The organism is Gillisia sp. JM1 (genome assembly GCF_000424645.1).
GTDB lineage: Bacteria > Bacteroidota > Bacteroidia > Flavobacteriales > Flavobacteriaceae > Gillisia.
Window position 1 is genome coordinate 1 of the sequence record NZ_AUKH01000010.1, and the last position, 19,322, is coordinate 19,322.

A 19,322-nucleotide genomic window follows, 5' to 3' on the forward strand; every position below is an offset into this window, starting at 1 on the left:
ACTTCTAAATATCAAAATCTTCTTACTCTTGCGGAATGGACAACAAATAGAATTTCTCATAATTCTGGATTTTTGATAAGAAAAAAGACCAGGACTGACTTTTTCCTATTTATGTTTTCAAAATCATTACAGAGATTAAAAGTTTCTGATCATTATATTTTGATATCTAAGACAAACAATTCCGAGCTAATCACTGAACTGATAAAAAAATTGACTCCTCTATTTAAATCTGGAGAAGTTTATAAAATTGAAAATAAAAACGATAAATTAACAATTGAACTTAGAACTGAAAAACATCATTTTGATCTATTCAATTCAATATCCGAACTATAAAAACTAAACATAACATCGGTTAAGCGCAAATAGCGGGCAATCGAGTAAAAAGTTATATTTTAGACACCAAGTAACAAACAACTAAGCCGACAAGAAAGCGTCCCTACTCCACGCTACTTGCCTTAACCAAGACCCTTACCTACTATAGCTCCACCGTCAAAAACTAAGAATATTTCAAAGAAAATAATTCCAGCTGACTCTCACTCGAACGGAATTAAATGAAAAATATCTTAAAGAACAAAAGCTATAAATGAGCAATTCAGAAATGAGAATAATTCGTTCTGATTCTTACTCGAACGGAATTAAATGAAAAATAGAAGTAAAGAACTAAAATAAAAATTTAAGAAATTAGAAAAGAAAATATCTCTCTAAAAATCTTACTCGAACGGAATTAGATGAAAATAAATCTAAAGAATAAATTCAGAAAATACTTACTCTCAATCAAATACAAAAGTTCTACTGAAAATTTTAGCAATAAAGAGAGGAATGCGGAATCGTTCGTTCTTACTCAAATCTGGTCGCTACAGTAGGTAACATCGGTTAAGCGCAAATAGCGGGTATTCGAACAAAAAGTTATATTTTAGACACCAAGAAACAATCAACAAAGCCGACAAGTTCGCGTCCTTATTCCACGCTACTTGCCTTAACCAAGACCGTTGGCAAAAATAAGTAAGAAAAATCCCGAGTGGTCGAACCGGCTCGGGATAGAATAACTAGTTATTTATTCGTGAGGATGCCGAAGCAAAAAAGTCTCCTGACCCATCTCGGTTGACTTCATCTTGAGAGCCACCCGAGTCATTAGCCTTTAGTTAATTTATTATTCCCTATACCTCCTAAGGGAATAGCAAACTTAACATTTAATTATTAAATTCGACCACTGAAAAATACACAAATGACTATTCCCAATAAAAACATTTCAAAACTAGATTTATCAAACAAAAACCTAGGAACAATTCCTAAAGAAATATTTGATCTGAAAAATCTTAGAAAATTAAATTTGAGCGGAAATAATATTAAAACGATTCCTAAGGAAATTGAAGAATTACAATTACTTGAAAATCTCGATATTTCCAATAATCGAATTTCTGATTTTTACGCGAAGCTTTGTCAGTTGTCATCTTTAAAAAAACTAAACTTAAATAATAATTCAATTCGCAGAATTCCTAAGCAAATTGGAAACCTGAAAAGTTTAAATACTTTATCAATTGCAAACAATAGAATCCATAAATTACCTAATGAATTTTCAGCTCTAGAGAAATTAACAAAACTAAATATTGCTAAAAATCCAATAGAGGCATTTCCTGAAGAAATTTTGAAAATTAAAACATTAAAACAATTATGGCTCAACAATTTAGATTTTAAGGACTTTCCTATTCAAGATATTTTAAAAAACTTAAACAGCTTAAATTCTATTTATTTCTATGGACAATTAGAAAGCAGGAATTCGATTGACAAAAATTATAAATATTTAAGCACCATTAAAGGAAATGCAATGGCATCCTTATTACGGTTAAAAAGCCAAATGGAAAGAATAGAAATTAAAAATAATGATTTTAAAAAATTAGAACCTAGAAAACAGAATAAAATTTTTATAAGCTATTCTCATCAAGATCCTCAATGGTTAAAAAAGGTGTTAACTAATTTAAAAGTTCTACAATTTGACCTGAATGAACCATTTGAAATTTGGGAGGACACACGTATCAAATCTGGAGAGAAATGGAAAGAAGAAATAAAAAATGCTTTAGATGATTGCTCGATAGCAATTTTAATAATATCTACAGATTTTTTAGCCTCAGAATTTATTCAAAATAACGAGTTACCAGTTCTCCTAGAAAATGCTCAGGAAAAAGGAACTAAAATTATACCATTGATTGTTGGACATAGTAGATTTGCAAAGAACGAAAATTTATCTCAATTTCAGGCAGCTAATGACCCTACCAAGCCTCTGAATTCATTGACAAATACTGAGATTGAAAAGATTCTTGTGAAATTAACAGATGATATTGAGAGCTATCTGGAACTTACTTTAGCCAACATCGGTTAAGCGCAAATAGCGGGTATTTCAGTAAAAAGTAATATTTTAGAGACCAAGAAACAAATAAATAAGCCGACAATAAGCCGTCCCTACTCCACGCCACTTGCCTTAACCAAGACCGTTAGGCATAATTATTTTTAAATATTTTTCAGTTCAAAACTATAATTATAATCTATTAAATTTTTAGAATCTTTATTTTCTAACCAAGCTTCCTCTTCGTGACTCATTTCCATTATTTGAGTAGCTTTCAAAGATTTAAATTTATTAAACACATGCTTTATAGATTCTAACTCAATTTCTGTAAACAAATCGAAATCAAAAGACTTCTTAGTTGGATAGAATGTTTCTCCTACGTATCCATAACCGTATTCCTCGGAAACAATTTTCACGAAATCCTTATGTGTTAAATAATCAAAAATACCATAATACCGATCTGGAACTGGGCCGTATTGTATAGCTACATATCTAGTGCCAGATATTGAAAAACCACACTTTTTAAAATTCAAGAAATCTGAATAAAACAACAATTTATTCATCATTGTTTTAGATGGTTTCAGTTTTTCAGTAAAATAAACTATCATTTCTGAGAGCTTATTCATATTAGGTTTTATATAGCCAGAAAAATTATCAGGTAAAAGATTGTGATTAAATAAGTTTTTTACAAATTCAGCATCACTATATGATCTTTTTTCCTCTTCTAAAAGATTATCAATTTTTAAAAAAATCTTTTCCTTTTCATCTAATGAGATTTCATCATTTGATTTAACTAAATTTTTGAACTGATTAACATCATTAATAACAAGTTTAATTAAATTTCCATTTGCCAAACTTGGAACTTCACCTTTCTCGTAATTACGAAAACTGTTAGCCCCAAAACCTAATATTTGAGACATTTTAGATGCTGGAATATCTAATTTCTCTCTAAAATATTTGATCTCGTCTAGGAATGGCAAATTATGCTTATCGCGATACTGATTATAAACTTGATTAATATTTAATTCATCTAATTCCGTAGTGGAAAAGTTCTCCCCACTATCCTCACATAAATAATTAAAATGTAAGTAATTAAACTCTTCTTTTCTGAATGTGATTATTTCTTCCTTTTTCTGTAAAGACATTTCCTTGCCTGTAATTGGACTTTTCATGATAATCAATTTTTAAATGGAAAATTCATTGGATGCTCTGCTTTATGAAATGAAATACAAATAGCTTTATTTGTATCTTCGATTATAGTAAGCTTTATGTATATTTCAACACCTTTTACTATTTTACCAAAAACCCACATATTCTCTCCATTGAACTGAGTTTCCGATAATGGTCCTTTGCAATAATCGATTAATTCGAGTTCAAGAATTACTTCTTTCCTACGATTTGCAGTGATTCCTAAACTAACTAAATCTTTTATACTGTTTTTTGGTCTAGAATCTAGAATAAATACATCCCAAATTTTTATTATCTGTTTTAACCTTTTAAGGAATAAATCTACCTCTCTTTTTTCTATCATTAACAGAAATAATTTGTACAAATATATAAAATTTCAACTTTAAAGTGTTATTTTTGACGAAATAAGTACTTAATTTTAACTTTAAAATAACTAAGCCTAACATCGGTTAAGCGCAAATAGCGGGTATTGTGGTGAAAAGTGTTATTTTAGAGACCAATTAAAAATCAACTAAGCCGACAAGTTCGTGTCCCTACTCCACGCCACTTGCCTTAACCAAGACCGTTGCCATTCATTGCAGAGCACACTAGAAATCAAAATTTAGAAAAATAATATGGGATCATTTTATAACAAAGACACTAAGAAAATAACTGGAATAGCCTTAGCTATCATACTTTTCGTATTATTGATATTAAAGTTTGTAATTGGATAAAATCAATATAACTGAATTCAAGAAAGACTTTAAAATTGATTGGAAAGTTGAAATAATTCGGTTGCGGAAATTCTAACTCAAACGAAATTTAAAAAGATGATTGAAAAAAATTTACCGATAATAATTCTTGTTGCTAGTTTTATACTGATAATTATTGATATGCTGACAACTGAAAATATTAGTGATGGATTTTGGATTCGCAGTTCGTCCAACATCTTATTGATTTTAGCTATGACCTTAACTATAAAAGATAGAAGGAAGAGTAAAGAACAATGAACCTGAATATCAATAGTTGAACTTATCTATTGATTTAATTACTCTAACGGACTTTATCAAGTTTATGAAATTGATTCAAAATAAAATTCTATAAAATTTAAAATTAGCTGAGAACAAAAGCAACGAAAAGGCAACATCGGTTAAGTGCAAATAGCGGGTATTCGAGTGAAAATAGTTATTTTAGAAACCAAGAAACATACAACTAAGCCGACAAAGACGCGTCCTAACTCCACGCTACTTGCCTTAATCAAGACCGTTATGTTTAATTTTTCAAAGAAAAAATGATTATTAAGCCAAATGCATCTGAGAATGAAAAAACGTCTCCATTTTATATTGCGAATGAGAAATTTTGTCGAGAATTTGAAAATTTTATTTCTGAGAAAAACGGAAAAGTAAATGGAAATTATAACGCTTGGTCGTATACAATATTCGGCAAAATAAATAATCCAAAAAATTGGATCTTGAAATATAAGAAAGCAACTTATTCCGGTGGAAATTTACTTTTTACTTCTAAATATCAAAATCTTCTTACTCTTGCGGAATGGACAACAAATAGAATTTCTCATAATTCTGGATTTTTGATAAGAAAAAAGACCAGGACTGACTTTTTCCTATTTATGTTTTCAAAATCATTACAGAGATTAAAAGTTTCTGATCATTATATTTTGATATCTAAGACAAACAATTCCGAGCTAATCACTGAACTGATAAAAAAATTGACTCCTCTATTTAAATCTGGAGAAGTTTATAAAATTGAAAATAAAAACGATAAATTAACAATTGAACTTAGAACTGAAAAACATCATTTTGATCTATTCAATTCAATATCCGAACTATAAAAACTAAACATAACATCGGTTAAGCGCAAATAGCGGGCAATCGAGTAAAAAGTTATATTTTAGACACCAAGTAACAAACAACTAAGCCGACAAGAAAGCGTCCCTACTCCACGCTACTTGCCTTAACCAAGACCCTTACCTACTATAGCTCCACCGTCAAAAACTAAGAATATTTCAAAGAAAATAATTCCAGCTGACTCTCACTCGAACGGAATTAAATGAAAAATATCTTAAAGAACAAAAGCTATAAATGAGCAATTCAGAAATGAGAATAATTCGTTCTGATTCTTACTCGAACGGAATTAAATGAAAAATAGAAGTAAAGAACTAAAATAAAAATTTAAGAAATTAGAAAAGAAAATATCTCTCTAAAAATCTTACTCGAACGGAATTAGATGAAAATAAATCTAAAGAATAAATTCAGAAAATACTTACTCTCAATCAAATACAAAAGTTCTACTGAAAATTTTAGCAATAAAGAGAGGAATGCGGAATCGTTCGTTCTTACTCAAATCTGGTCGCTACAGTAGGTAACATCGGTTAAGCGCAAATAGCGGGTATTCGAACAAAAAGTTATATTTTAGACACCAAGAAACAATCAACAAAGCCGACAAGTTCGCGTCCTTATTCCACGCTACTTGCCTTAACCAAGACCGTTATGCCCAAGCTAATCGGAAAATTCATGATTTAATTATAAATATAATATGCAAAAAACTATTTTTTTAATCCTTGTGTGTGTTGCCTTTTTTAGTTGTAATAATGATGACTTACCAGAAAAAGATATTGTACAATCGTGTGTAGATTCTATAATCCCTTGTCCAGTAATAATTGGAGAAGAAAAAACAGGTTGTGTTGCTAATATCATATTCTTAGCGGAGGGCTTTACAGAGGAAGAAATTCCAGAATTTAAAATTTTAAGTGATATAGCAAAACAAGCAATTCTTGATATGGAACCTTTTACATCATCAAGTAATAGCTTGAACTTTTACAGAGTAGACTCACCATCTTTAACGTCAGGTATTAAGACAATAGAATTTACGAGTGATTGTAATGGAACAACTGGAACAAATACTGCCTCACAAACTCCTTGGAGTGTGTTTAGCAACAAAATTGGACTTGAACGTTTATTAGGCTTAGAATCTTCAAAAAGAGATACTCTTGAAACCTTATATGGTCATTATGCAACAGGAGATTATGCGTATACTATAATTATAGCAAATTCTACAGGATATTTCGCTAGTGCAGAATTTCCAGGTGTAACAGAATATAATACGATTTCAAATCCCAAGGTTTCTAATGTGATTGTATCAAAATATGACAGTGATAAAATATTTAAATTTTTGATCAGACACGAATTCGGTCATTCATTTGGAAATATGGATGATGAATATGTAGATTCCGAGGCAAATTGTGCTTTGGGTCTACAACCTTGGTTTCTACCAATAACACCTAAATTAAACATTCTAACATACAATCCAGATAATTGGTTTGAAGGATCAAGGTATTCCCAAACAGGTTATTGGAGAGAATGGAATAATTCTATAATGAGAAATGACTTTTATTCCACTGAATTTTCTCCGATACAAAAAAGTATAGTTGAACAAAGGTTAGCTGACGCAATAGGATGTAAATGATTATACAAAGAGGAGATTTCTAAATTTCAATTATAGATGAGTGATTTTATATATTATAATAACCGCCAGGGCATAACATCGGTTAAGCCCAAATAGCGGGCAATTGAGTGAAAAGTGTTATTTTAGAGACCAATTAAAAACGAACTAAGCCGACAAGTTTGCGTCCTAACTCCACGCTACTTGCCTTAACCAAGACCGTTATATGCCATATTTAAGATTGCTATCAAATATTAGATAATTGAAAAATAATTAATGAAGATCTATCAAGAAAATATAAAAAAGTATAATTCCAAAATATTAAGGTTAAAGAAGGTATTAAATAGAATATCCCTACTTAGGCTACTTATTTTTGTAATTGCAGGTATCATTCTTATAACCTTGTTCAGTATAAAATCAATTACTCCCGTTTATATTGTTTTTCCTGTTTCAGTAATAGGTTTTGCTTTAGTTTTAAAGCATCATACCAAAATAGCTTACTTAAAAAAACATACATCATTCCTGAAAAGAATAAATGAATCCGAGATTCTGAGAGAAAAATGTGACCTGGAAGAATTTGATACCGGACATAAGTTTATTGATCAAAATCATCCCTACACATCTGATCTGGATATTTTCGGACAACATTCTATTTTTCAATTGGTTAACAGAACAACTACAGAGTCAGGTATGATACTCTTATCAAAATGGTTATCTGAACCTGCATCTAATAACGAAATACGCCACAGACAAAAAGCCATAAAAGAATTATCTCAAAAATTGGATTGGAGGCAAGATTTTGAGGCGGCAGGCATGCACTTTCAAAATAAAAAAAGTGATTATTATAAACTGTTAGACTGGGTAGAAAAACCTGTTGTTTTATTAAAATATCGACTTCTATATTTAGCCGTTGCAATAATTCTTCCAGTTCTGTTTTTGCTTGGCTCATACTTTTTTTATGCTAACCTTGATTCACAAAAGGGGTTTATTTATTTGTCTCTTATGATTGTAGTCTTACTTATCAACAATGTGATTTTAAGAAAGGTAAATCCCTTAGCGGAGGATATTGTTGAAACCTCAACAAAGAATCTTAACACTTTAAGAGGTTATTTGGCACTTATCAAAAAAATTGAAACTGAAAGTTTCAAGTCAAAAAAATTATCCGAGTTACAATCACTATTAACACATGGCAATTATTCAGCATCCAAGGAAATTCACAGGATATGCAGTTCATTGGATTTCTCACATCAAAGACCTATAAAAAAGGTGCCAATTGGCGGAAATGGCTTTTATACGCTATTAAACAGTTTCCTGCTATTGGATATTTACCTGATCATTGAAACAGAAAAATGGAAATCAAAGAATAGAACATTTTTAAGAGCATGGGCAGAAGTAGTAAGTGAGTTTGAAGTATTAAGTAGTTTTGCAGGTTTTTCTTATTCAAATCAATCCTATACATTTCCTGAAATTACAGAAAAGAACAACCATGTACTTTTTGAGTCATTAGGACATCCCCTTATAAATTCAGATAATCGTGTTTGTAATAATTTTCATTCTGAAGGACAAGGTGATGTTGTTATGATTACCGGTTCTAATATGGGAGGGAAAAGTACCTTTTTAAGGACTGTAGGTGTCAACATCGTTTTATCATTAGCCGGAGCACCTTGTTGTGCAAAAAATGGTCAGGTATCCAGCCTAAAGCTATATTCAAGTATGCGAACAGAAGATAATTTAAAGAAAGGAATCTCTTCTTTTTATGCAGAATTAAATAGAATTGAAAAGATGCTGAAACTGATAGAAAGTAGTCACAATGTATTTTTTCTTTTGGATGAGATGTTCAAAGGTACAAACTCAGAAGATAGACATAGAGGAGGTTATTCATTGATTAATCAAATAAGTAAGCTCAAAACGTCAGGAATTATTGCAACACACGATATTGAACTTGCAAAACTATCGGGGAATAAAATGTTAGTTACAAATTATAGTTTTAATAGTGAGATTAAAGATAATTCAATGATTTTCAGCTATGAACTTGAACCAGGTATATGTAACGATTTTAATGCAAGCGAACTTATGAAAAAGAGCGGAATTAAAATTTTATCAAATATTTCAAAATGTGAAATCGAATAAAAATACGGCATATAACATCGGTTAACAGCAAATAGCGGGCATTCCATTGAAAAGTATTATTTTAGAGACCAAGTAACAAACAACTAAGCCGACAAAAACACGTCCTTACTCCCGCTACTTGCGTTAACCAAGACCGTTGTGCAACATATTAAAAAAAAATGATAACTTGGACAAAATAATTTGAATACAATAGATTGATAAAGTATTTAAAATATCTACTTTCTTTACTTCTGATTTTCGGTCTGACGGTTAACGAGTGTTCTACATATTCGGGAATAAGTTCTTCAAAATATATTCAAGTCTCATACATTGATAGTAGAAAAGAATTTAGACAAAAGCACTCGGAATTGTTTGTGTATACTGGAAAAGTTCTTTCTGAAAGTATATTTTCAATTCTATTAATTACATATCACAATTTAAGAAAGGCTTATAGTACTAAAACTCTAATTATTTTAAAATTACGTATTGGGCTTTACCAAAAAATAACTTCTATAATTGCCCATCGCGTATTTTTAAAAAAAATAAATACATCTAACATCCAATATTCAAGTTTATACATAGCATAGAAAAGCTCTCTTTTCTATGAGAATATGCACGTTGCTGCATAAAATGATATAATAAATGTCTAATCATTTATCATTACTAAAATGTATAAACAAAAGAATAAAATTTATTTAGAAAAATCTAAGCATTTTGCTCATTGGATAAAAAGAAAATTCATTTTAATCATTACAGCTGTTATGCTTGGAATGTCCAATGCAATGTATGACGAAGATAAAATGATTAATGGAAACCAAACACATACTGAACAAGAACATAAAAAAGATTAATGTAAATACTAAAAAAAAATACGTTGCACAACATCGGTTAAGCGCAAATAGCGGGTATTCCAATGAAAAGTGATATTTTAGACATCAAGTAACAAACAACAAAGCCGACAGGTTCGCGTCCCTACTCCACGCCACTTGCCTTAACCAAGACCGTTGTAAACAATATTTATATGAAAAAAATGCTTAAAAATTTTAGTCTTATTGCAATTTTATTTTCCACCACTTTTATTTTTGGTCAAGGAAAAGAAGTTCAAAAAAACCTGATTTCACACGAATCTTATAATTTATATAAACCAGATAATACACAAGCTGTTTTACTGCTCTTAGGTGGATTTCCAGAAGATGCTGCAGGTATTGAAAATGAATTTCCTATAAGTGATTTAGCAAATGAGAAGAACGTTGCAGTTGCCTATTTAAATTTCAATCGAAAATTATGGCTCGAAGAGAATGAAAAAGCAGAATTAGCAGTTACCATTCAAGAATTATTTACATCAAATAATTTACCGATAGATAAAATTTATATTGGCGGACTATCTAGCGGAGGAAGTATTGCGTTACTAATAGGTAATTATCTTTCCCAAAATCTTGAATACAACTTAAATCCCGCGGGAGTCTTCGTGGTAGATTCACCGATTGATCTGGCTGCATTGTTTCGTATTGCAGAAGGAAACATTAAAAGAAATTTTTCAGAGGCTTCAGTAGGAGAAAGTTCATTCATATTTAATTATTTTAATGAACAACTTGGAAATCCCAATAATGAAATTGCACCTTATGAAAAATATTCTGCATTCACCTATGAAACTCAAAATTTTGAAAATTTAAAGAATCTAAAAAATACAAAAATTCGATTTTATACAGAGCCTGATAAAGTGTGGTGGAAAGAAAATATGGGTGTCGAATACGAACAAATGAATGCTTTTCATTTAAAAAGATTATCTGAATTTTTAACTTCTAATAGTTTTAATGAAGTGGAATATATTGCAACTCAGAATAAAGGTTATAGAGCAAATGGCCATCGTGATCCTCACAGTTGGTCTATAGTTGACAAAGAAGAATTACTCCAATGGATGTTAGAGGAATAAATACAGTTTACAACATCGGTTAAGCGCAAATAGCGGGCAATAGAGTGAAAAGTATTATTTTAGAGACCAAGTAAGAGAACAACAAAGCCGACAAGTTCGCGTCCTTACTCCACGCTACTTGCCTTAACCAAGACCGTTGCAAATCAGTTTTCAGAAAGAAAAAACTCAAAAAAATCTGAATATAAAAAACTCATCTCTCGCAACTGTTGCGCTGACTTTTTTAAGATTTTAGTAAAAAACATAAACTGCTCAACTCTGAGGTTTATTTGAAAAATTTACAAAGATGAAAAATGTGAAAATTAGATGATCTTAAAATCAGTACGTGGATTCTAAATAAAATTTGAATTTAAAAGAAAAAGTAATAATTGATGATTTTTAAAATCACTAAGCTGACTTTTACTCGGACCTGTAAAAGCTAAAAATAGATGCATTCTGCTTATTATCCTGACTTTTACTCAAGCACGAAAATGAATAAATTGGATGCCTTTCGATTTATAACTCTGACTTTCACTCTAAAATGAAAATTGACAAAAACAATTAAAAACCAAAAAATCAAAAAACTGATTCTTACTCCTACGTGAAAAATAAAATTATAATTCAGGAAAGAAGAAAAATAAAAAAAAGGCAGACAACAAAACAACATAATTGTAGTAAAAACCGCTATGCAACATCGGTTAAGCGCAAATAGCGGGTAATTAAACTAAAAGTTCTATTTTAGAGACCAAGAAACAAACAACTAAGCCGACAAGTTTGCGTCCTTACTCCACGCCACTTGCCTTAACCAAGACCGTTGGGCATAATTTAACAGTATTCATTACTGAAATATAAATTGTAATTTTAAACTCACACTTAAAAAACAAAATCGATTAATATGGCTGAAGAATTATTTAAAGTGTTTATTGGAAGAGGCACACTCGATGATGATTATACTTTCTACGATGATGGCTCAGTTTTGAGAGAATACGACCAAAGTGCATACAAACTTAATCAAGAGGATGAATTAAATGCATATGAAATAAGTGAACATAGAAAAGAAAAATTATTAGAAAAGTGTTCTGATAAACATAAGGAAAAGCTAAAGCAATTACTATATCCTTCTAATAAGTAATTTATGATTACTGATCTACGAACTTCAATTAACTCTATATTATACCAAAGAGTTACAAGTCCATTATTTGGAACTTTTGTGATTTCTTGGTTAGTTTGGAACTGGAAAATATTCTATGCTAGTTTTATTATTGATAGTGATAAAATTACAAATAACAGAATCGATTATATAGTTGAGAATTTTAATGATATAAATTATTTAATTTGGTTTCCATTAATTTCAACATTAATCCTAATTACAATAGTTCCATTTATTTCGAATGGAGCATATTTCCTAAGTTTGAAATTTGAACAATGGCGTATTGATAACAAAAACAAAATTGAACGAAAACAATTACTGACTTTGGAGCAGTCTATACAACTAAGACAACAATTGCTAGATTATGAAAAAAAGTTTGAATCTCTCCTAAGTAAAAAAGACAAAGAAATTAAAGAACTAAATCTTTTAATAGAAAAAACTTCTAATGACGAAAAACCTAATTCAAAATTAATTGAGGTTGGCTCAAATGAAGAAATAGAAGAAAAAAGTGCAATAGAATTATACAACAGAATAATAAATAATGAAAAGTTGCATAATGCATTTCATTTAGTTTCTGAGTATCTTCAAAAAGGACTTACTGATTTAACTTTGAACCAGAATTTATCATCAAAAAGTATTTCCTTCTTTGAATCCAATGACATTGTTGAACACAATGGAAAAGGAACATATAAATTGACGAAAAAAGGAAAAAGAATAAAACAATTACTTTTTGATTTAGATTTTGCATAAAACTATGCCCAACATCGGTTAAGCGCAAATAGCGGGCATTCTGATGTAAAGTGATATTTTAGAGACCAAGTAACAAACTACATATCCGACAAGAACGCGTCCCTACTCCACGCTACTTGCCTTAACCAAGACCGTTGCAAACCATTGTTCAGAATGAAAAACGCAAAAAATAACGGCAAATCTGAATGAAGAAAAACCAATCTCTCGCAACTGTTGCGCTGACTTTTTCAAGATTCTAGTAAAAAACAAAAACCAATCAACTCTGACTTTATTGACAATGATTTTTAAAAGATAAAAATGTGATAAATGAATTCCCTACCGACCAGTAAGCTGACCTTTACTCGGACGTGAAAAAGGGATAATTTGAATGCCTTAAGATTTATAATTCTGACTTTCACTCAAACGTGAAAAATAAAAAAAATAATTAAGAACCAATAAATTCTAAACTGATTCTTACTCGAATGTGGAAAGTTAATTTGAGATTCAGAAAAGAACAAAAAGAACAAAAAAAGATTGTCAAGAAAACAACAACATTTGAACATCACAACGGTATGCAACATCGTTTAACAGCAAATAGCGGGCATTCTAGTGAAAAGTGTTATTTTAGAGACCAAGTAACAATCAACAAAACCGACAAATTAACGTCCTTACACCACGCCACTTGCGTTAAACAAGACCGTTGTGTGCAATTAAAAAAAAATCGATTTGAAAAAACAATCAATTTATCTATTATTTCTAATATCAATAGTGCTGAATTCATGTTCAAAATCAGTGCCCATAAACTTGAAATTTATTAACAGTTCAGATTATGATATCCAGGAATTAATATTTACGAGTGGAAATTCTAAACATGATACCATCGCCATATTAGCGAATAATTCATCTCCTATCTATGAGTTGAATTTTAAAAAAGTTTGGCAAGAATATGTGTCAGAACCTTTTATTATTTTTCAAGTTAAAGCGCAATTAGACAACCAGAAAAATCTAAATTTTAATACTGCTGGAATAAGTCGATCTGATTTAAAACAAGAGAACTTAAACGAAATATTAATTTCATTTGATTCAATAAATAAAAGATTTAACTTTAAATTAAAGAACTAAAACTGCACACAACATCGGTTAAGAGCAAATAGCGGGCATTCTGATGAAAAGTGTTATTTTAGAGACCAAGAAGCAAACAACAAAGCCGACAAGTTCGCGTCCTTACTCCACGCCACTTGCCTTAACCAAGACCGTTGTGCAAAATTTAATACAAAATTTGAGAAATTTAAAATTATACTTTCTGACTTTCCTTTTTATTTCTACTTTGAACAGTTGTAAACAAGAAGAAAATTTAAAATTGTCAAGTGAAAATGCAATTCCAAAATTCACCGAAAAACAACAAGATTCTTTAAAAGATATATATCTGAATAACGGAGCTTGGCTGACTGATGTTTATTCGCAAGATTGGCAAAACGAAATTGACAAAGGATTGAAAGTGGATTCCACAATAGCTTATTTCTGGCAACAGAAAGCTATGCCATTATTCAAACAAGGTAAATACGAGGTTGGAATGACATTCATTGATAAAGCAGTAAAGTATAATCCTGAAAGATGGCAACGATACAGAGCATTTATAAAGTGTATATTTTCTAAGCAATATAAAGACGCAATTATTGATTTTACGGATTATCAAGAAACATATGGATACGGATTTGAAATGGATCACTCATATAATTTTTACATCGCGTTAAGTTACTTGCAACTAAGCGAATTTGAAAAAGCAGAAAATTTGTTTGAGAAAGATTATGAGAGAACTATTGATAAAAAAGGTGAAGACTGGTTACACCATCTAGACCTCTTTTATTACGGAATTAGTAAGTACGAACTGAAGAAATATGAAGAGGCTTTAGTACTATTTGATCAAGCCTTAGAGCGATATCCTCAATTTTCTGACGTTCAATATTATAAAACTAAAGTTCTTTATAAATTAGGTGAAATAGAAGAAGCAGAGAGCGTATATAAAAGTGCAAAGGAAAATGCTAGAAAAGGGTTTTCAATAAATGAGGATAATGTCGTTTATGAAAGATATCCTTATCAGGTTAGATGGAATTAAACTTAGCACAACATCGGTTATCGCAAATAGCGGGCAATCGAGTAAAAAGTAATATTTTAGACACCAAGAAATTAACAACAAAGCCGACAAGATTGCGTCCCTACTCCCGCTTCTTGCGTTAACCAAGACCGTTACCTGCAAGCAAAAAAAAAAAAACGAAACATAGATATGATATCGGAATTGAAATTATGACAGATAAAATAAATTGGATTTTTAAGAACTTACATCTGATCATCTCTTTATTAATCGTAATGCCTACTGCCATAATTTATGGTTCACCATCTATTCTGCCGGAACATTTAAACATTCAGGTAAATACAATTGACCTTTCAAATATGTTGAGAGCCATTATGTGCTTATATTTGGGAATTTCGCTAGTATGGATTTTAGGTATATGGAAAATTGAATATTGGAAAAATGCTACACAGCTAAATATATTATTTATGTTGACACTTGCAATAGGACGATTATTAAGTATGATATTGGACGGATTGCCAACTGGAGGTTATATTTTTGGATTAGTAGCGGAGTTTGTTATCGGACTTTACTCTATTTACCAACTAAAAAAGTATAAAACGGAATTGAATTAAATCTGAGTAGAAAATCTATTAGATAAAATCGGTTATGAAAAATGAAAAAATGATTGACAAAAGGAGTTAAAATCTAAAAAGAAAAACACATTGAATTTATGACTGAAATTACATTTGAATACTGGAATAAACTTGCTGACCAAATAATAATGATAAGTTCGTTACTTGGCGGATTTACAATTGCAGTAATTGCAAATCTTTTAGTATCAGAAGTGAATACTAGATTGTTCAAAAATATTATGATTGTATCAACATTAACAGCTAGTTTCTTTTTAATTTCAGTTTTTGCATGGACTAACATTCTAATGATGACAACTATTGGATATCCTTCGAAAGTAATCGAAAGTGATTTATTGCTTCCACGAATTGTAGGAGCAATTTCGTTTTTTTTGGGAATTATATCCCTAATAACCATCATTTCTTTAGCAGGTTGGACAAAATCAAAGAAAATGGGTAAATACACAACAGCAGTTGGAATTTTTACATTAATACTGATATTGATTATGTTAACCTAATGACTAAAAAAAGCCTGCAGGTAACATCGGTTAAGCGCAAATAGCGGGTATTCTAATGAAAAGTATTATTTTAGAGACCAATTAAAAAACAACAAAGCCGACAATAACGTGCCCCTACCCCACGCAACTTGCCTTAACCAAGACCGTTAGGGACAATTATCACAGATGCCTCGTCCTAAAATAGGTTGACCAAAAATTAAACACTTTTAGTCACCTATGGAAACACCAAAGAATGGCACCTGCCGAAAAAAGAAGTATCAAAAAGTTAGTTTCGACATGAAACTTTCGATAATTGATGAAATAGCTAACGGACAGATCTCCGTAAATCATGCTTCAAACAAGTATAACATTTCTCGAAGTTCCATTGAATACTGGATTAAGAAATTGAGTAACTTCGAGAATAAATCCATGAGTATGAGCAAGAACGATCAGATCAAAAAATTGAAGCAACGTATTGAAGAACTGGAGTTTGTAAAAGAATTTCAACAAGATGTCATTGCCGATTTTGAAAATATTACCGGGGAGCACCTTTCAAAAAAGTACTTGCCCGAAGCATTAGCAAAAGAGATAGAGAAAAAGAAACAAAGCCTTTCAAAATAAAATGGCTCTATCAATGCCTCGGGATAAGCAAACAGGCTTATTACAAAAGAATCAAAGCAAATTATACCAAAGAGAAAAGGGACGAAATAGTCCTGGAACTTGTACGTAAAGAAAGAAAAACACACGCAAAGGCAGGCACCAGAAAACTGGTCAAGTACATCAAAAAAGGGATTATGGAGCAAAATGTAAAAATGGGCAGGGACGCGCTCTTCGACCTGCTAAGAAGTTATGGAATGCTGGTCAAGAAGACCAAACGTTACCACATTACAACAGACTCAAAACACTTATTCTATAAATCACCAAACCTAATAAAGGATATGGAAATCTCGCACAGTGAACAAGTATTCGTAAGCGATATCACCTATATAAAGACTGATGATGGACACGCCTATCTGGCTCTGGTAACAGATGCATATTCCAAAAAACTGATGGGATGGGCACTCGACGACAACATGAGGGCAACATTGGTCGTGCAGGCCTTGGACATGGCAATCAAGAACCTGAAATTCAAACATATGAGCATCATACACCATTCAGATAGGGGAATACAGTATTGCTGTCCGGAGTTCACGGAATTTGCCGACAAGAACAATTTTGTATTAAGTACAACTCAACAATACGACCCCTACGAAAATGCAGTTGCAGAAAGGATAAACGGAATACTCAAATATGAGTTCGGACTAAAGAAAACAATCAAGAACGTCATCATAGCAAGACAGATCATGAAGCAGGCAGTTCAGGTATATAACGGGCAAAGACTGCATTGGAGCCTTGGCCTGGAAACACCAGATCATATCCACAAAAAGTACAATACAATAAAATACAAATCCTATAAAAAGAAAATGGCCTAGGAATGTTGGCAACTTTTTCAAAACCGAAGGAAAAATTTTGAAGAAGTTGTCAATGTTCCGTGAAGAAAAACGATATTTATAAATGAAAACCTTTAACACAAAAAAGGTCAACCTATTTCAGGACAAGACAAGAGATCCGTATGAAAAAACACGAAGCTGAAGATCAAAATGAGTATGCAGAAAATGTTAAGGAAGAACCGCTTTATATTCTAGATGTAGAAAGTGGAAGAAAAGGATATTTCTGTATCGGATGTAAAAATGAAATGCAAGCTGTAAAAACAAAAATAAGAGGAAGAAAATCTTATTTTCGCCACGATCCAAATGATGTAAAGAAAAGTGAAAGAAAGTGCACTTTTAGTAATCAAGACTATCGCCATGACCAAGCAGTTTTAATATTAAATAGGATTAAACGTATAAGGGTTCCTACACTTTACAAATACCCGCCAGAAGGAATTGATGGCAAAGCATTTCAAATCAGTGATTCTAAATTTATTGATGCAAAATATACCAAATCTGAAATTACATTTTATGAAACAGATTCTGGAGAAGTAAAGTTTGGAAAAAATCCAGAAATAGATTCTAGAAATTTATTGATTAGGCCAGACGTTACATTCTTCAATGCACAAAACAAACCAATTCTCCTAATTGAAATAGTTGTAACTCACAAAATCGATGTAGAGAAATTGACTAAAATTAGAAGATTAGGTATTAATACTGTTCAAATTACTATTCCTAAAGATTCTCTTGAAAATATTGAAAAAAGCTTTTCAAAGACTAATTATATTAAATGGGTTTACAACTATGAAGAAGAACGCACTAAGTATATATTCTCTCCCAAAGATGATTCAGAGAGAGTTTCACAGATTGATGAATTCCAAAAAAGATTTTTCGAAGAAACTTTCGACTGCAGAAAATTTCAAATTAGAGACCTTGTACGAACAATTACAAGGTATTTGGGATCAAAACAATACAGAGAAATTGAAAAAGAGTTTAGATCTGAAATATCTAGAGTTGAAGAAAATACGGAAAGACTTAGAAATAAACTCGCAACAAGAAGAGAAGAAACTAGAAAAAGAATTTCTCGAAAATTTGAAAAGAGAACAGCACAAATTGAATCTGAAAGAGCTAGAATTGAAATTGAAGAAAGAAAGTTTCGAGACACAAAAGAAGAATATGAGGACTCAGTTGAAAAACAAAGTGGAGATCTGGAAGGAAGATATATTAACAAAAGAGAAGAACTTGAAGACAAACTCCGAGAAATTAGAAAGTCTTTCCTCGGAGCAGAAGATTTTGAGAGATCAGAACATTCAATTAGAGAGCAAGAAAGAGAAATTGAATCAGAAATTAGAGATACTGAATCAAGAATTGGAGATATTGTCAAATCTAGAGAAGGATTACCAAGAAAATATAAGCGACTTGAAAAATTTGAACAATATAGAGTTGAATCAGAAAAAGAAAAGATTAAAGAAGACAGAACAAAAGTTGCAAGAGAATATCGAGAAAATAAAAAAAACACTCAAATTGAATTTGAAGAAAATAGAGAATCTTCAATTAGAAAAATTGAAGAAAGAAATACTTCTAGAGAATCCAAATTGTCCAGTCGAATTAAAACAATACTTAATGCAGGACGCTTATTCAATGATTGGAATGAGAGAACGAACACTCTCCATCGAAACAGAGCAGCGTTGGAATGCCTTAGAAAAGGGACTTACAAAAATTGGAATTAAACCTGAAAATTTCATTCAACAAATGGAAGAAAATATTAAATAACTGTCCCTAACATCGG

At 31.0% G+C, this 19,322-nt stretch carries 18 protein-coding genes and 1 pseudogene; 17 read left to right on the top strand and 2 right to left on the bottom strand.

Annotated elements, in window-relative coordinates:
* Both H033_RS21910 and H033_RS20800 read left to right on the top strand, forming a co-directional pair.
* Nucleotides 1-333: pseudogene (locus H033_RS21910) on the top strand (hypothetical protein); the annotation flags it as partial.
* Nucleotides 334-1,225: 892 nt separating this feature from the next.
* A complete protein-coding gene (locus H033_RS20800; RefSeq protein WP_051227749.1) occupies nucleotides 1,226-2,377 on the top strand; it encodes a leucine-rich repeat domain-containing protein in 1,152 nt (383 codons plus the stop codon).
* Nucleotides 2,378-2,505: 128 nt separating this feature from the next.
* Here H033_RS20800 and H033_RS0102680 read toward each other — a convergent pair whose 3' ends face one another.
* Nucleotides 2,506-3,513 (bottom strand): type II toxin-antitoxin system antitoxin SocA domain-containing protein, encoded by a 1,008-nt coding sequence (locus tag H033_RS0102680; RefSeq protein ID WP_026836964.1) that lies wholly within the window; start codon nucleotides 3,511-3,513, stop codon nucleotides 2,506-2,508.
* A 5-nt stretch (nucleotides 3,514-3,518) separates the two neighbouring features.
* Nucleotides 3,519-3,872 (bottom strand): type II toxin-antitoxin system MqsR family toxin, encoded by a 354-nt coding sequence (locus H033_RS0102685; RefSeq protein WP_026836965.1) that lies wholly within the window; start codon nucleotides 3,870-3,872, stop codon nucleotides 3,519-3,521.
* Nucleotides 3,873-4,799: 927 nt separating this feature from the next.
* On the opposite strand from H033_RS0102685, the gene H033_RS0102695 reads away from it, so the two are divergent.
* The 15 genes from H033_RS0102695 (at nucleotide 4,800) to H033_RS0102765 (ending at nucleotide 19,263) form a co-directional block, all read left to right on the top strand.
* Nucleotides 4,800-5,357, top strand: coding sequence for a hypothetical protein (locus tag H033_RS0102695; RefSeq protein WP_026836967.1), 558 nt, complete (start codon nucleotides 4,800-4,802; stop codon nucleotides 5,355-5,357).
* 704 nt (nucleotides 5,358-6,061) lie between these two features.
* On the top strand, nucleotides 6,062-6,991 hold the full coding sequence (locus H033_RS0102700) for a M64 family metallopeptidase (RefSeq protein ID WP_026836968.1): 930 nt from the start codon (nucleotides 6,062-6,064) through the stop codon (nucleotides 6,989-6,991).
* A gap of 252 nt (nucleotides 6,992-7,243) precedes the next feature.
* Entirely contained in the window at nucleotides 7,244-9,097 is a 1,854-nt protein-coding gene (locus H033_RS0102705; protein WP_026836969.1) for a MutS-related protein, read from the top strand.
* A gap of 647 nt (nucleotides 9,098-9,744) precedes the next feature.
* Nucleotides 9,745-9,927: a hypothetical protein gene (locus H033_RS0102710; RefSeq protein ID WP_026836970.1), complete on the top strand. Its 183-nt coding sequence runs from the start codon at nucleotides 9,745-9,747 to the stop codon at nucleotides 9,925-9,927.
* A 170-nt stretch (nucleotides 9,928-10,097) separates the two neighbouring features.
* Complete coding sequence (locus H033_RS0102715) at nucleotides 10,098-11,009, top strand: hypothetical protein (RefSeq protein WP_026836971.1); 912 nt, start codon at nucleotides 10,098-10,100, stop codon at nucleotides 11,007-11,009.
* Nucleotides 11,010-11,880: 871 nt separating this feature from the next.
* Nucleotides 11,881-12,117 (top strand): hypothetical protein, encoded by a 237-nt coding sequence (locus H033_RS0102720; RefSeq protein ID WP_026836972.1) that lies wholly within the window; start codon nucleotides 11,881-11,883, stop codon nucleotides 12,115-12,117.
* Between the two features lie 3 nt (nucleotides 12,118-12,120).
* Entirely contained in the window at nucleotides 12,121-12,885 is a 765-nt protein-coding gene (locus H033_RS0102725) for a hypothetical protein (RefSeq protein ID WP_026836973.1), read from the top strand.
* A 461-nt stretch (nucleotides 12,886-13,346) separates the two neighbouring features.
* Nucleotides 13,347-13,682 carry a hypothetical protein gene (locus H033_RS0102730; RefSeq protein WP_026836974.1) on the top strand — a complete coding sequence of 112 codons (336 nt, stop codon included), beginning with the start codon at nucleotides 13,347-13,349 and terminating at the stop codon, nucleotides 13,680-13,682.
* Nucleotides 13,669-13,986: a hypothetical protein gene (locus H033_RS0102735; RefSeq protein WP_026836975.1), complete on the top strand. Its 318-nt coding sequence runs from the start codon at nucleotides 13,669-13,671 to the stop codon at nucleotides 13,984-13,986. The genes H033_RS0102730 and H033_RS0102735 overlap by 14 nt, the downstream gene beginning before the upstream one ends.
* A 43-nt stretch (nucleotides 13,987-14,029) precedes the next feature.
* On the top strand, nucleotides 14,030-14,980 hold the full coding sequence (locus H033_RS0102740) for a tetratricopeptide repeat protein (RefSeq protein ID WP_231367532.1): 951 nt from the start codon (nucleotides 14,030-14,032) through the stop codon (nucleotides 14,978-14,980).
* Between the two features lie 188 nt (nucleotides 14,981-15,168).
* The gene (locus H033_RS0102745; RefSeq protein ID WP_034886060.1) at nucleotides 15,169-15,570 is read left to right on the top strand and encodes a DUF4345 domain-containing protein; all 402 of its coding nucleotides are present in this window, start codon (nucleotides 15,169-15,171) and stop codon (nucleotides 15,568-15,570) included.
* A 98-nt stretch (nucleotides 15,571-15,668) separates the two neighbouring features.
* On the top strand, nucleotides 15,669-16,085 hold the full coding sequence (locus H033_RS0102750) for a hypothetical protein (RefSeq protein WP_026836978.1): 417 nt from the start codon (nucleotides 15,669-15,671) through the stop codon (nucleotides 16,083-16,085).
* A gap of 216 nt (nucleotides 16,086-16,301) precedes the next feature.
* On the top strand, nucleotides 16,302-16,685 hold the full coding sequence (locus tag H033_RS19350; RefSeq protein ID WP_034886061.1) for a helix-turn-helix domain-containing protein: 384 nt from the start codon (nucleotides 16,302-16,304) through the stop codon (nucleotides 16,683-16,685).
* Between the two features lie 23 nt (nucleotides 16,686-16,708).
* On the top strand, nucleotides 16,709-17,536 hold the full coding sequence (locus H033_RS0102760; protein ID WP_026836979.1) for an IS3 family transposase: 828 nt from the start codon (nucleotides 16,709-16,711) through the stop codon (nucleotides 17,534-17,536).
* A gap of 140 nt (nucleotides 17,537-17,676) precedes the next feature.
* The gene (locus tag H033_RS0102765) at nucleotides 17,677-19,263 is read left to right on the top strand and encodes a hypothetical protein (protein ID WP_026836980.1); all 1,587 of its coding nucleotides are present in this window, start codon (nucleotides 17,677-17,679) and stop codon (nucleotides 19,261-19,263) included.
* Nucleotides 19,264-19,322: the final 59 nt, after the last annotated feature.